Source organism: Streptomyces griseoflavus, assembly GCF_014649995.1.
In the GTDB taxonomy this organism is placed as follows: Bacteria; Actinomycetota; Actinomycetes; order Streptomycetales; family Streptomycetaceae; genus Streptomyces; species Streptomyces griseoflavus.
On record NZ_BMUC01000001.1, the window covers coordinates 1245428 to 1258788 of the forward strand.

Below are 13361 nucleotides of genomic sequence, written 5' to 3' on the forward strand. Positions count from 1 at the left end.
GTTCGACGAGACCGGCGGTGAGAGTTCCTGGCTCCCGGGTGTTCACCCGGTGACAGTGGCGGGACCGCGCCGGAATCGCACCGGCTTCCTCTCCTGCCGCCGTATTGGCTGAGGCAGTCCACCACGGCCGCCGAAGGGCCGTCAACCTGCCGTTGACCTGCGAGGCTGAAGTGTGCTGAGACCCACAGCGGGGTTTCGGAGGGTGAACCGCGGGCGGGGCGCGCACACGTCGGCGGGCGGTGCGGGAGCCGTGGCTGCCGCACCGCCCGCCGGACGGTGTCGCTCGTGGATCAGGGCGTGATCCGGGCCGGTGTCAGGCCATGATCAGGTAGATCCCGTAGGCGACCGCGGCGGCGCAGGCCGCGAAGCAGGCGTAGGCGCCGGTGACGGCCAGCACCGCGGACTCGCCCTGCGCGGCGGCCCGCTCGCGGCGGGACAGGCCGGTGATGCCGAGGGTGAACAGGGCCACCAGGGCCACGGTGACCACGAGGCTGACGCCGAAGACGGAGCCGAGGGCTGCCCAGTCGATCTGCATGGTGCTTCTCTTCCTTCGTACCGGTTCGCGGTCAGACGGTGGTCTTGGCCGGCGATGCCGGATCGTTGGGTGCCGGGATGGTGGCCGAGAGTTCCTCGCTCACGGTGCCCGCCGGGGGCGGGGTCACGGCGGCCATCGCCTGCGTCACCACTCCGGACGGCTCCTCGCCCGGCGCCTCGTGGTCGTTGACGTTGGTGTGGTCGACGATCTCGCGCCGGGAGATCTTCCAGATGGCGAAGCTGGAGGCGACCAGGAAGACGGCCACGACCGCGGTACCCCAGCTGCCGAAGCCGCAGATCCACTCGGCGACGGCCGCGACGAAGGCCGCCGCGGGCAGGGTCAGGCCCCAGGCGACGAACATCCGCGTCGCGGTCGACCAGCGGACGACACCGCCCTTGCGGCCCAGGCCCGCGCCCATCACGGCACCGGAGACGGAGTGCGTGGTGGAGAGGGAGAAGCCGAGGTGCGAGGAGGCCAGGATGACCGTCGCGGCGCTGGTCTGGGCGGCGAAGCCCTGCTGCGGCTGGAGGTCGGTCAGGCCCTTGCCCATGGTGCGGATGATGCGCCAGCCGCCGAGGTAGGTGCCGAGCGCGATGGCGACGCCCGCGGAGACGATGACCCACAGCGGCGGGTCGGAGTCGGGGGCGAGGACGCCGCCGGCGACCAGGGCGAGCGTGATGATGCCCATCGTCTTCTGCGCGTCGTTGGTGCCGTGGGCCAGCGAGACCAGGCCGGCGGAGGCGATCTGCCCCGCGCGGTAGCCCTTCTCGGAGGCCTTGCCGTCGGCCTTCCTGCCCAGCCGGTAGGTCAGCCGGGTCGCGAACATCGCGGCGAGACCGGCCACCAGCGGGGCGGCGATCGCGGGAATCAGCACCTTGGTGACGAGGACGTCGCCGTGCACCGCGCCGAAGCCGGCGGAGGCGACGGTGGCGCCGATCAGACCGCCCATGAGGGCGTGCGAGGAGCTGGACGGCAGTCCGACCAGCCAGGTCAGCAGGTTCCAGAGGATCGCGCCGACCAGGGCGGCGAAGATGACCTCGGGACGGATGCCCGCCTCGTCGACGAGGCCTTTGGAGATCGTGTTGGCGACCTCCACGGAGAGGAATGCACCCACAAGGTTCAGCACGGCGGACATGGCCACCGCGACCTTGGGCCTCAGCGCACCGGTCGAAATGGTCGTTGCCATCGCGTTCGCGGTGTCGTGGAAACCGTTCGTGAAATCGAACGCGAGTGCGGTTACCACCACAATCGCGAGGATCAGCGAGAAGCTTTCCATTTACCCAGGCAATCGTTCGAAGTCATTGGCTGGTCGAACGTAGGTAACCAGGGTGAACGGAAGATGAACTGGAATGGGCATCGTGGTGACCGTAAGAGGGGGTCGGGGCTCCGCCGGACAGCGCAGTGGGCAGGACGCCTGGCAGGATCGCCGCATGACGCGGCAGAGACGGGACGGGCGGGAAGCGGAGGGCACCGGCGGCCCGGGGGAGGGCCGGCGGGTGAGCGGGGAGGAGGCGGACGCCTGGCGGGAACTCGTCGGCACCGCGCGCCGCACCGTCGCCGACGGGCTGGTCGTCGGCACCTCCGGCAACGTGTCGGTGCGGGTCGGCCGGACGGTGCTGGTCACCCCGTCGGGAGTGCCGTACGACCGGCTCACGGCGGACGACGTCACGGGCGTCGACCTCACCGGCCGGCAGGTCCTCGGCACACTGGTCCCGACCAGCGAACTGCCCATGCACCTCGCCGTGTACCGCACCACCGCCGCGCGCGCCGTCGTGCACACGCACGCCGTGCACGCCACGGCCGTCTCCACGCTCGTCGACGAGCTGCCCCTGATCCACTACATGGCCGCCGCACTGGGCGGCCCCGTCCGGGTCGCCGGCTACGCCACGTACGGCACCGGCGAACTGGCCGAGAACATGCTCCGCGCCCTCGACGGCCGCACCGGCTGCCTGCTGCGCAACCACGGCACCGTCACCCACGGCGACACCCTCCCGCAGGCCTACGACCGCACGGCCCAGCTGGAATGGATGTGCCGCCTCTGGCTGACCGCCTCCTCCGTCCCCGGCCTGACCCCCACCCTCCTCAGCCGTGACCAGCTGACGGAGGTCCAGCAGCACCTGAGGCACTACGGCCAGCCCCGCTAGGGGCGCGGCCGTGCGAACGGGGGCCCGTCACCCCTCACGGCCCGCCCGCGGAACCCGGACGGCCGAGGTCACGGGAACCCGAACGACCGTTCCGGAGCTCCCCCGCGCGCCCGCCGAGCCCCCGCCCACTGGCCGGCCGCGCCCTCCGCCCCGACACTGGGAGGCGTGCGCACTGTCAGAGCGACGGCCGCTGCCGTCACCGCCGTGATAGGCGCCGGCGCCGCCGCGGTGGCCGCCGGCCGCTTCGCCAGCGACTCCGCCCTCAGGATCCCCCCGGGCGGCCCCCTGCCCACCGAGCCCCGCCTCACCGTCCACGCCACCGCCGCCGGCCAGGTCAGCCTCACCCGCGACCTCGCCGCGCTGCGCCCCGGCCGCTACGGCCTCACCGGCGAGGGGTTCCACGCGGTCGTCGGACCCGTGCTGTCCGGCACCTCCAGAACCGCCGACACCGTCGTCCGCCGGCTGGAACGCGTCACCCACGGCACCCTTGAACCCGGCGACCGCGCCTGGCTCACCCCGAACCTCCACGTCGGCGACCCGGGCACCGCCCTCGGCCTGGACCACACCGCCCTCGAGGTCCCCGGCGAACTCGGGCCCGTGCCCGTGTGGTTCCTCCCGGGCGCCCGGGACACCTGGGTGATCGCCGTCCACGGCCTCGGCACCACCAGGGAACACACCATGAACGTCATGGAGTTCCTGCACGGCCGGCGCGTACCGGTGCTCGCCCTCGCCTACCGCGGCGACCCCGGCGCACCACGCTCCCCGGACGGCCTCAACCACCTCGGCGAGACCGAGTGGCGCGATCTCGACGCCGTGCTGCACCACGCGGTCCGCTCGGGCGCCCGGCAGGTCGTCCTGCACGGCTGGTCCAGCGGCGCCACCATGGCCCTGCGCACCGCCGCCCGCTCGGAGTTGCGCGCCCGCGTCGCCGGTCTCGTCCTCGACTCGCCCGTGCTCAGCTGGGAGGCGACCCTGCGCGCCCTCGCCGCGGCCCACCGCACCCCGGGCGCGCTGCTCCCGCTCGCCGTGCGCGCCGCTCAGGGCCGCACCGGCCTCTACGGCGAGCGCAGCCCCGGCGCCGTCCACCTGGACCGGATCGGTGTCCCCACCCACATCTTCCACGGCCCCGACGACACCGTGGCCCCCTGGCGGTTCTCCCGCCGCCTCGCCGCCGCCCACCCGAACACCGTCACCCTGCACACCGTCAACGGCGCGGCCCACGGCGCGATGTGGAACGTCGACCCGGACGCCTACGAAGAGGCCCTGCGGCGCTTCCTCACCCCCCTGATGTGAAGCCGGTGCCGCAGATTCCGTTTGGTCTCGCGGAGCTGGCCTGATCCGGCCCCTCCGGCCGCGTCCCGGCGCGGGGCGCGGGCCGGCCCCGCGCCCCCGCCGTCATTCCGTTTGGGATTTCGGACCGTCACCCGCGAGACTGCATCCGTGACGTCCCGTATCCCGCGCGACTCCAGGCTTCGACTCGTCCGCCCGCGACCCCTGGCCGCCGCCCCCACAGCGATCAACCAGCGGCGCGCGCGCCGCCCCGCGCCACGCCCTCCGGAGGGCACCCCCGCACCGGCGGAGCTGGCCAGAATGGCGCGCTCCGGCCTGGCCGCGGCGGCCCGCGTCGCCCGCTGGGCCGACACCGCCCTCGGCCCCGGCGGGGACAGCGCCACCGCCGACGGAAAGGCCACCCTCTCGGACGCGACCGCCGAACGCGCGGCCCGCGCCCTGGGCCTGACGCCCGCTCAGGTCCGCGCCGACTGGGACACCGCCCGGCTGGCCGGTCTCATCGAGGTGCACGGGGACAGCGCCCGCCCCGGCTGGCGGCTGCGCGCCTGGAACCGTGACGACAGCGCGGTGCTGCGCGGCTGGGTCGCCCTGTGCGACGCCTGGTCGCTGGCCCATCCCGAGCCCGAGGAGTACGAGCCGGCCGCCGTCGCCGAGGTCGTCACGGCCATGCCGCAGGTGCTCTCCTTCCTCCAGCTGTCCGCCGGCCCCGTCCCCGTGCCGCAGCTCCTCGACCTCCTGGAGCAGCGCGTCACCGAGCTGCGCACCGAACGCTGCGAGATCGACTACGCCCCGCAGGCCGGCGCCCCGCAGGCCGACGTGCCCCGCCCCGCGCTCGCCGAGCCGGCCGCCGCCGACGCCCCGCTCGAACCGCTGCTCGACTGGGCGCTGCGCGCCCTCGCCTCCGTCGGGGCCCTCACCTACGGCGACGGACAGGCCACGCTCACCCCGCTGGGCAGCTGGGCGGTGTGGGTCAAGCTGGAGCAGATCTGCGTCGCCGCGCAGAGCCCCGCGGGAAACATCGAGCAGGGCGCCGAGGACATGCTGCGCGGCTGTGCCCGGCTGCGCCCCAACGCGGCCCGCGCCGAGTACCGGGCCTGGCTCGCCGCCCGGCCGGTCGGCAGCGCCGTCACCGAACTCGTCCGCGCCGCCCGCGGCGAGGACGCCCTGCTGCGCGGCCTCGCCTTCGAGGCGCTGCGCGTGGTCGGCGCCCCCGCCGAGCCCGAGGTCCGCGCCGTGCTCGACGAACCGACGCTGCGGCCGTACGCCCTGCTGTGGCTCGCCGAGCACGACGGCGCCGACCCCGAGGACGCCCACGAGGTGCTCACCCGCGAGGAGGCCACCTGGCTGTGGGTGGACACCGCCGCCGCCGTCGCCGACCACGGCGAGGCCCCGCTGCTGGTGCGGCACCTGGAGTCGGCGGTGCAGCCGACCGTCCCCGCGCTGCTCAACGAGGTCCGCGCGGTCGGTCACCCGCGCACCGTGCAGGTCCTGGTCGCCCTCGCCGCCGCCCATCCCGACCCGGCCCTGGCCAAGGCGGTCCGCCGGGCCGCCTTCCAGGTCCACACCGGCGGCTGAGCCCGCCGCGTCCGGCCCCCGGGCCGCGACGGCCCTGGCCGCGGCCGCCGGCCAGGGTCCCGCCACGGCGCTCCGCCCACCGCCCGCCCTCAGCCCCCGGTCTCCGGCGCGTACGTGCCGAAGCTCCAGACGTTGCCCTCGACGTCGCGGGCCATGTAGTCCCGTGAGCCGTAGTCCTGGTCCGTCGGGGGCATGAGGATCTCCGCCCCGTGGTCCACCGCGCGCCGGTGGTGGGCGTCGACGTCGTCCACCACGACGTACGCCGCCGACGGGCCCGCGCCCTTCATCGCCGTGTCGAACGCCCCGCCGCGGCCCTTCGAGCCCAGCATCACCACCCCGTTGCCCTGCACCAGCTCGGCGTGCATCACCGTGCCGTCCTCGCCCTCGTACACCGACAGCTCCCGGAAGCCGAAAGCCTCCGTGAGCTGCCGGATCGCCGCCTTCGCGTCCCCGTACAGCAACGTCGGAACGATGCTCGGACGCCCGCCGCCCGTCCCTGCCATGGCGATCACTTCCCTGTGTCTCTCGTACACCGGAATGTCCACGTGCCGCCCAGTCTGGCACCGGCCACCGGCAACGGCCCGGACGCACGCACCCGGAAAAGCGCTTGCACCGCCCCGTTAGAATGGCTCCCATGGCCATTCTCCTCGCGCATTAGACGGCGGGAACGTCCTCAGCCGCCCACCGCCAATCCACACCCGCCCTGGAGTCTGTCCGTGATCTCCGCCTCCGGCATCGAGCTGCGCGCCGGTGCCCGCGTGCTCATCGAAAGCGCCACCTTCCGCGTCGCCAAGGGCGACCGCATCGGCCTGGTCGGCCGCAACGGCGCAGGCAAGACCACCCTCACCAAGGTCCTCGCCGGCATGGGCATCCCCGCCGCCGGCACCGTCACCCGCTCCGGCGAGGTCGGCTACCTGCCGCAGGACCCCCGCACCGGCGACCTCGACGTCCTCGCCCGCGACCGCATCCTCTCCGCCCGCGGCCTCGACGTGCTGATCCGCAAGATGCGCGACAACGAGCAGCGCATCGCGAACGGCCAGGGCGCCACCCGCGAGAAGGCGCTCCGGCAGTACGAGCGCCAGGAGACGGAGTTCCTCACCAAGGGCGGGTACGCCGCCGAGGCCGAGGCCGCCACCATCGCCGCCGCGCTGAACCTGCCCGACCGGGTGCTCGGCCAGCCCCTGCACACCCTCTCCGGCGGTCAGCGCCGTCGCGTCGAGCTCGCCAGGATCCTGTTCTCCGACGCCGACACCCTGCTGCTCGACGAGCCGACCAACCACCTCGACGCCGACTCGATCGCCTGGCTGCGCGACTACCTCAAGACCTACCGCGGCGGCTTCATCGTCATCTCCCACGACGTGGACCTGGTCGAGACGGTCGTCAACAAGGTGTTCTACCTGGACGCCAACCGTGCCGCGATCGACGTCTACAACATGGGCTGGAAGCTGTACCAGCAGCAGCGCGAGGCCGACGAGAAGCGCCGCCGGCGCGAGCGGCAGAACGCCGAGAAGAAGGCCGCCGCGCTCAACGCGCAGGCCGACAAGATGCGCGCCAAGGCCACCAAGACCGTCGCCGCGCAGAACATGGCCCGCCGCGCGGAGAAGCTGCTGTCCGGCCTGGAGGAGGTCCGCCAGTCCGACAAGGTCGCCAAGCTGCGCTTCCCCGAGCCCTCGCCCTGCGGCAAGACCCCGCTGATGGCCGAGGGCCTGTCGAAGTCGTACGGCTCCCTGGAGATCTTCACCGACGTCGACCTGGCCATCGACAAGGGCTCCCGGGTCGTCATCCTCGGCCTGAACGGCGCCGGCAAGACCACGCTGCTGCGGCTGCTGGGCGGTGTCGAGCAGCCGGACACCGGCGCCGTCGTCCCGGGCCACGGCCTCAAGCTCGGCTACTACGCCCAGGAGCACGAGACCCTCGACCCCGACCGCACGGTCCTGGAGAACATGCGCTCCGCCGCGCCCGACATGGACCTCGTCGAGGTCCGCAAGGTGCTCGGCTCGTTCCTGTTCTCCGGCGACGACGTGGACAAGCCGGCCGGTGTCCTCTCCGGCGGTGAGAAGACCCGCCTCGCCCTCGCCACCCTCGTGGTGTCCTCGGCGAACGTGCTGCTGCTCGACGAGCCGACCAACAACCTCGACCCCGCCAGCCGCGAGGAGATCCTCGGCGCCCTGCGCACCTACAAGGGCGCGGTCGTCCTCGTCACCCACGACGAGGGCGCCGTGGAGGCGCTCCAGCCGGAGCGGATCATCCTGCTGCCGGACGGCGTCGAGGACCTGTGGGGCGCCGACTACGCGGACCTGGTCGCCCTCGCCTGAGGCGGCCCGCCCGTCAGCCGGGGGGTTGATCGAAGGGGTGATCCACTGCGTATGGATCATTCGGCCCATCGGTGATCCATCATTCGTGTGAGATCTCCTCATCCCGAGGTGTGTCCTGCACCCATGTCGCGGCCGAGCTCCCGGAGAACCGGGGCTCGGCCGTCGTGCGCTTCTGACCTGGCACTTCTCGGAAGAACCCGATTGGAGGTATCGGCGACAGCCATCGGAATTGTCGATTCCGTTCGTGGGGACGCACTCCCGTCGTCACAACCTTGTCTCATCGACCTTGCCGAATGGGTGGCCATGGAGGCCGGGAGGGGTGATCATGAGGAGACCAGAGCGCACTTCCCATGAGGAGGCACGGGTGGCCGAGACTCTGAAGAAGGGCAGCCGGGTGACCGGCGCCGCGCGCGACAAGCTCGCGGCAGACCTGAAGAAGAAGTACGACGCCGGTGCGAGCATCCGGGCGCTGGCCGAGGAGACCGGCCGCTCGTATGGCTTCGTGCACCGCATGCTCAGCGAGTCGGGCGTCACGCTGCGAGGGCGTGGCGGGGCGACACGGGGCAAAAAGACCCCGTCGGCCTGATCCCGGCGCCACGAGACCCGATGGTGGCCACCCGGTCGGCCGACTGACCGACCGGGTGGTTACTGTGCAGTCACTTAGACGACCGCACCCATCGGAGGCGCCCCATGGCTTCGTCCGCCCAGGACCTCGGCCCGGTACTCGACAAGGACGGCGTACGGCTCACCGTCGACGACGCGATCGCCACGGTGACGCTGACCAACCCGGCCAAGCGCAACGCGCAGAGCCCCGCTCTGTGGCGGGCGCTCACCGAGGCGGGCCGGCTGCTGCCGGGCTCCGTCCGGGTGGTGGTGCTGCGCGGTGAGGGCAAGTCCTTCTCCGCGGGGCTCGACCGGCAGATGCTCACCCCCGAGGGAATCGAGGGCGAGCCGTCGTTCGTCGATCTCGCCCGCAGCGACGACGCCGCGCTCGACGCGGCCATCGCCGAGTACCAGGAGGCGTTCACCTGGTGGCGGCGCAGCGACATCGTGTCCGTCGCCGCCGTGCAGGGACACGCCATCGGAGCCGGTTTCCAGCTCGCCCTCGCCTGTGACCTGCGTGTCGTCGCGGACGACGTGCAGTTCGCCATGCGCGAGACCAGCCTCGGGCTCGTCCCCGACCTCACCGGCACGCACCCCCTGGTCTGCCTCGTCGGGTACGCCCGCGCGCTGGAGATCTGCGCGACCGGCCGCTTCGTCACCGCCGAGGAGTCCGTGAACACCGGCCTGGCCAACCTCGCCGTGCCCGCGGCCGACCTGGACGCCACCGTCCAGGACCTCGCCGCGGCGCTGCTGGCCGCACCCCGGGACGCCGTCATCGAGACGAAGACCCTTCTGCGCGGCGCCCAGGGCCGCACCTACGACGAGCAGCGCGCCGCCGAACGGGCCGCCCAGGCCCGCCGCCTGCGCGACCTGTCCGGCCTCGGCGAATAACGAACCGGCCGGAGGACGGCCGCCCGGAGCACGGGCCGTCCGGGACGGGCGGTCCGTCCAGGACGTCGGTCCACGGCATCGCGTCCGAGGCGGTCGGTCCTGGTCGGTCAGTCCAGGTCCGTCACCAGGACCGCCACCGTCGGGTGATCCGGCAGGGCCGCCGACACGGCCTCGCGGACCGCACGGGCCACCTCCAGGGGGCGGTGGTCCGCCCGGACCGCGAGGTCCACGCGCGCGTGGCGGCGCGGGAGGGCGGCGCCACGCGGATGCTCGGACAGGTGGACCGCCCGGCCCGCCGTGCCCGCCAGCCGGGCCACCCCCGGGACGCCGAGCGCGGCCGCCGCGATCAGGCCCGTCTCCGAGCCGCCGGGGTCCGCGGGTCCGGGCGGCCCGGGCTGCTCGGTCTCGCGCGCCGGCGCGTCGGACGGTACCGGCGTGTCCGTGTCCAGCAGCTCCGTCACCCGCAGGTCCACCTCCGTCACCGCCAGCCCGATCCGTTCCGCCGCGGCCTCGGCCAGCACCGCCCGCAGCAGGGACGCCGTCGCCGGCAGGGGCTGCGCCGCCGTCGCCGCGAACTCTGCGGCCAGCCGCAACGGGCCCGGCGGCAGCGCGCTCGGCGGGGCCGGCACGACCGGCTCCGCCGCCTGCTCCGGCCGGGCGAGCCCGAGCCGCACCCCGTCCAGCCGCACGCCGGGCGCACCCCGTGCCACCGCACGCCGCAGCAGCACCGCCACCGCCCGCTCCGTGATCCACGCGCCGTCACGCGCTCCACCCAGGGGCAGGATCCTGCCCAGCTGCACCTGTCGCCGCACCGCGTGCGTCCATCCGTCCGCCGTCACTCCTCCACCCTGCCGTATTCCTGGCGCGAGATCGGGCAACCGTGCTTACGGTGGTCGAAGGAGGACGATCGAAGGGACGTACGGCGATGACCGACATGACCGGCGGAGGCTCGGTACGGGCCTCCGATCCCGAGAAGAACCCTGTGGAAGCGACCTCGCGCAAAGGTCCCGGAACCCGGCGTGGCGGTGGTGACCCCTCCACCCGTGGCCGTACCACCATCTCCGATGGCGTAGTCGAGAAGATCGCCGGGCTCGCCGCCCGGGACGTGCTCGGTGTCCACGCCATGGGAAGCGGGCTGTCGCGGACCTTCGGCGCCATGCGCGACCGGGTGCCCGGCGGCTCCAAGGCGGTGACGCGCGGTGTGAAGGCCGAGGTCGGTGAGGTGCAGACCGCGCTCGACCTGGAGATCGTCGTCGACTACGGCGTGTCCATCTCCGACGTCGCCCGGGCCGTGCGGGAGAACGTCGTCGCGGCGGTCGAGCGGATGACCGGCCTCGAGGTGGTGGAGGTGAACATCGCGGTGAGCGACGTGAAACTGCCCGAGGAGGAGGAAGAGGAGGAACAGGAGACCCGCCTCCAATGAGACCCGGTGAGTGGAGGAGCGCACCATGAACATGGCCGTGGTCGGCATGATCGCCGGCATGGCGCTGGGCTTCGCCGGTTATTTCGGCGGATTCGGGGCCTTCCTGCTGGTGGCGGCCCTCGGCGCCGTCGGGTTCGTCGTCGGACGGTTCCTCGAGGGGGACCTGGAGTTCGGCGACTTCTTCCGCCCCCGTGACGAACGGCGGCGGTGACGGCGGTGAGCACGGTCGCCGTCGGAGCCGGCGGAGAACCGGCCGCCGTCGTGGCGGGCGAGCGCGGGGCGACCACGATCGCCGACCGGGTCGTCGCGAAGATCGCCTCGCAGGCGGCCCGCGAGGCGATCGGGACGCTGCCGCCGGGCGCCGCGCCCCCGCACGCGAGCGTCATCGTGCGCCACGACGCCGCCCGGGTCCGCGTGCACGTCGAACTCGGCTACCCCGGCGACATCGGCGGCCGCTGCCGCGCGGTGCGGCGCCGTGTGGTCGAGCGGGTGCGCGACCTGGCGGACATGGCGGTCCCGGAGGTCGTCGTCCAGGTGGAACGGCTGCGTCCGGCCGCCGCCGCCCCGTTCGGCGCGGAGCAGGAGAGGGAGCGATGAGCGGACCCCACGGCGCGGTCCTCGAGAAGGACCCGCCGCCGTCACCCGACCGGGCGCACGGGGCCCGACGGGCCGACGACGGACACAAACGCTTCTGGTCGGCCCGCCGGGTCCCCGCGGGTGTGCTCGCGCTGCTGCTCCTGGCGATCACCGGGCTCTTCCTCTACGACATCGTCGCCGTGCGCGCCGGCCGGGAGGGGATGAGCTGGCGCCGGGAACTGGCCCGGCAGCTGGCCGAGCGCCCCCTGGACGACGTCTGGGTGCTGACCGGCGCGGGCGTCGCGGCCGCGCTCGGGCTCTGGCTGTTCGTGCTCGCCGTGACGCCCGGTCTGCGCTCGCTGCTGCCGATGCGCTGCACGCATCCCGACGTACGCGCGGCGCTGCACCGCGACGCCGCCGCCATGGTGCTGCGCGACCGGGCCCTGGAGGTGGCCGGTGTGCAGGCGGTACGGGTCAGGGTGAGGCGACGCCGCACCGACGTCCGCGCGGTGTCGCACTTTCGTGAACTGGACGACGTACGGGCCGATGTGACCGCTGTGCTCAAGGACGCGGCCGAGAGTCTCGGTCTGGCCCGGCCCCCCGCGCTGTCGCTGCGCGTGCGGCGGCCCGGACGGAAGGGGCGTTAGCCGTGCTCAAGGGTGTCAACCGCGTGCTGCTCGCGATCGCCGGCCTGGTGCTGATCGCCCTCGGCGGTTCCGTGCTGGCGATCGGGCTGGGCGCACCCGCGCCGTCCTGGTGGCTGCACGACGGCCGGCACGACGTGCTCCTGGACGACGCCGAGCGGACCCGGTGGCGGGACGAGGGCTGGTGGTGGCCGGTCGTCATCGCCGTGCTCGCCGTACTGGTCCTGCTCTTCCTGTGGTGGCTGCTCGCGGTGCTGCGCCGGCGGCGGCCGGCCGAGGTACTGGTCGACACCGGCGACGGCGAGGGCGCGTCGCTGCGCGGCCGGGCCCTGGAGCACGCCCTGGAAGAGGAGGCGAACCACCTGGACGGAGTCGCCCGCGCCCACGTCCAGCTCACCGGCGGCCGCACGGACCCCCGGGCCCGGGTGCTCCTCACCCTGGAACCGCACGTCGAGCCGGGAGCCGCCGTGCGGGAGCTCACCACGGGCGCCGTCGCCCACGCCCGCGACTCGACGGGCCTCGCCGCACTCCCGACGGAGGCCCGCCTGCACGCACGGAAACACCGCCCGGAACGAGTCACCTGACCCTCCCGGGCTCCGCCACCGCGCGTCAGAAGCCGTGCCGGAAGCCCCCGTCCACGGGCAGCATCACCCCGGACACATAGGACGCCGCGGGCGACAGCAGGAACGCCGCCGCCCGCCCGAACTCCTCCGGGGTCCCGTACCGGCGCATCGGGATCCGTGATTCCGACGCCTGCCGGGTGGCCTCCGGATCGGCGGACAGCGCGTCCAGCTCCCGCACCCGGTCGGTGTCGATCCGCCCCGGCAGCACCCCCACCACCCGGACCCCGCGCGGTCCCAGCTCGTCCGCCAGCGACTTGGCGAACCCGGCCAGCCCCGGCCGCAGCCCGTTCGAGATCGTCAGCCCCGGGATCGGCTCGTGCACCGAGCCCGACAGCACGAACCCGATGACACCTCCCTCACCCAGTTCCTCCGCCGCCGCCCGGGCCAGCCGCACCGCGCCGAGGAACACCGACTCGAACGCCGACTGCCACTGCTCGTCGGTGGTGTCGGCGACGAACCCCGGCGGCGGTCCGCCCACGCTGACGAGGATCCCGTCGAAACGCCCGAACCGCTCCCGCGCGGTGGCGATCAGCCGCGCCGGCGCCTCCGGGTCGGCGTTGTCGACGGCCACCCCGGCCGCGTTCGGTCCCAGTGCCGCCGCCGCCTCCGCGACCGACCGCTCGTCCCGCCCCGTGACGACCACCTTCGCACCGTCCGCGACGAGCTCCCGCGCGGAGGCGTTGCCCAGCCCGCGGGTCGCCCCGGTGACGACGTACACCCGGTCCTTCAGTCCAAGATCCAT

The 13361-nt window shown here is 73.7% G+C and carries 16 protein-coding genes and 1 riboswitch; of the genes, 11 read left to right on the forward strand and 5 right to left on the reverse strand.

Translation table 11 applies throughout. The features are described 5' to 3' along the window. Positions 1–2: 2 nt before the first annotated feature. Positions 3–138: riboswitch (cobalamin riboswitch) on the reverse strand. Between the two features lie 175 nt (positions 139–313). Both IE172_RS05495 and IE172_RS05500 read right to left on the reverse strand, forming a co-directional pair. Continuing rightward, positions 314–535: a hypothetical protein gene (locus tag IE172_RS05495; protein ID WP_190095905.1), complete on the reverse strand. Its 222-nt coding sequence runs from the start codon at positions 533–535 to the stop codon at positions 314–316. Positions 536–566: 31 nt separating this feature from the next. After that, a complete protein-coding gene (locus IE172_RS05500; protein ID WP_190095906.1) occupies positions 567–1811 on the reverse strand; it encodes an inorganic phosphate transporter in 1245 nt (414 codons plus the stop codon). 154 nt (positions 1812–1965) lie between these two features. Here IE172_RS05500 and IE172_RS05505 point away from each other — a divergent pair, with 154 nt between their 5' ends. From IE172_RS05505 to IE172_RS05515, 3 genes are all read left to right on the forward strand, one after another. Beyond that, positions 1966–2679, forward strand: a complete 714-nt coding sequence (locus IE172_RS05505; RefSeq protein ID WP_190095907.1) for a class II aldolase/adducin family protein — start codon at positions 1966–1968, stop codon at positions 2677–2679. A 165-nt stretch (positions 2680–2844) separates the two neighbouring features. Then, on the forward strand, positions 2845–3972 hold the full coding sequence (locus IE172_RS05510; protein ID WP_190095908.1) for an alpha/beta hydrolase: 1128 nt from the start codon (positions 2845–2847) through the stop codon (positions 3970–3972). Positions 3973–4119: 147 nt separating this feature from the next. Then, positions 4120–5544, forward strand: coding sequence for a hypothetical protein (locus tag IE172_RS05515; protein WP_190095909.1), 1425 nt, complete (start codon positions 4120–4122; stop codon positions 5542–5544). Positions 5545–5633: 89 nt separating this feature from the next. Here the strand turns inward: IE172_RS05515 and IE172_RS05520 are convergent, their stop codons facing one another. Beyond that, positions 5634–6047 (reverse strand): VOC family protein, encoded by a 414-nt coding sequence (locus IE172_RS05520; RefSeq protein ID WP_190095910.1) that lies wholly within the window; start codon positions 6045–6047, stop codon positions 5634–5636. Between the two features lie 213 nt (positions 6048–6260). Between IE172_RS05520 and abc-f the strand changes: the two genes are divergently transcribed. The 3 genes from abc-f to IE172_RS05535 all read left to right on the forward strand — a co-directional run bounded on the left by abc-f (position 6261) and on the right by IE172_RS05535 (position 9353). Further along, the gene (gene abc-f / locus IE172_RS05525; protein WP_190095911.1) at positions 6261–7859 is read left to right on the forward strand and encodes a ribosomal protection-like ABC-F family protein; all 1599 of its coding nucleotides are present in this window, start codon (positions 6261–6263) and stop codon (positions 7857–7859) included. Positions 7860–8223: 364 nt separating this feature from the next. Further along, complete coding sequence (locus IE172_RS05530; RefSeq protein ID WP_229885776.1) at positions 8224–8445, forward strand: helix-turn-helix domain-containing protein; 222 nt, start codon at positions 8224–8226, stop codon at positions 8443–8445. Between the two features lie 104 nt (positions 8446–8549). Then, complete coding sequence (locus IE172_RS05535) at positions 8550–9353, forward strand: enoyl-CoA hydratase/isomerase family protein (RefSeq protein ID WP_190095913.1); 804 nt, start codon at positions 8550–8552, stop codon at positions 9351–9353. A gap of 107 nt (positions 9354–9460) precedes the next feature. On the opposite strand, the gene IE172_RS05540 is transcribed toward IE172_RS05535, so the two are convergent. Next, positions 9461–10192 (reverse strand): nucleopolyhedrovirus P10 family protein, encoded by a 732-nt coding sequence (locus tag IE172_RS05540; RefSeq protein WP_190095914.1) that lies wholly within the window; start codon positions 10190–10192, stop codon positions 9461–9463. Between the two features lie 86 nt (positions 10193–10278). Here IE172_RS05540 and IE172_RS05545 point away from each other — a divergent pair, with 86 nt between their 5' ends. Genes IE172_RS05545 through amaP form a run of 5 tightly spaced genes read left to right on the forward strand, consistent with a single transcriptional unit; the run spans position 10279 to position 12580 of the window. After that, the gene (locus IE172_RS05545) at positions 10279–10776 is read left to right on the forward strand and encodes an Asp23/Gls24 family envelope stress response protein (protein WP_190095915.1); all 498 of its coding nucleotides are present in this window, start codon (positions 10279–10281) and stop codon (positions 10774–10776) included. Between the two features lie 25 nt (positions 10777–10801). After that, positions 10802–10987 (forward strand): hypothetical protein, encoded by a 186-nt coding sequence (locus tag IE172_RS05550; protein WP_189555134.1) that lies wholly within the window; start codon positions 10802–10804, stop codon positions 10985–10987. Then, positions 10984–11373 carry a hypothetical protein gene (locus IE172_RS05555; protein ID WP_190095916.1) on the forward strand — a complete coding sequence of 130 codons (390 nt, stop codon included), beginning with the start codon at positions 10984–10986 and terminating at the stop codon, positions 11371–11373. The genes IE172_RS05550 and IE172_RS05555 overlap by 4 nt, the downstream gene beginning before the upstream one ends. Next, positions 11370–11999 (forward strand): DUF6286 domain-containing protein, encoded by a 630-nt coding sequence (locus tag IE172_RS05560; RefSeq protein ID WP_229885778.1) that lies wholly within the window; start codon positions 11370–11372, stop codon positions 11997–11999. Before IE172_RS05555 ends, IE172_RS05560 begins: the two co-directional genes overlap by 4 nt. A gap of 2 nt (positions 12000–12001) precedes the next feature. Next, the gene (gene amaP, locus IE172_RS05565; RefSeq protein WP_190095917.1) at positions 12002–12580 is read left to right on the forward strand and encodes an alkaline shock response membrane anchor protein AmaP; all 579 of its coding nucleotides are present in this window, start codon (positions 12002–12004) and stop codon (positions 12578–12580) included. A 25-nt stretch (positions 12581–12605) separates the two neighbouring features. On the opposite strand, the gene IE172_RS05570 is transcribed toward amaP, so the two are convergent. Then, a complete protein-coding gene (locus IE172_RS05570; RefSeq protein ID WP_190095918.1) occupies positions 12606–13361 on the reverse strand; it encodes an SDR family oxidoreductase in 756 nt (251 codons plus the stop codon).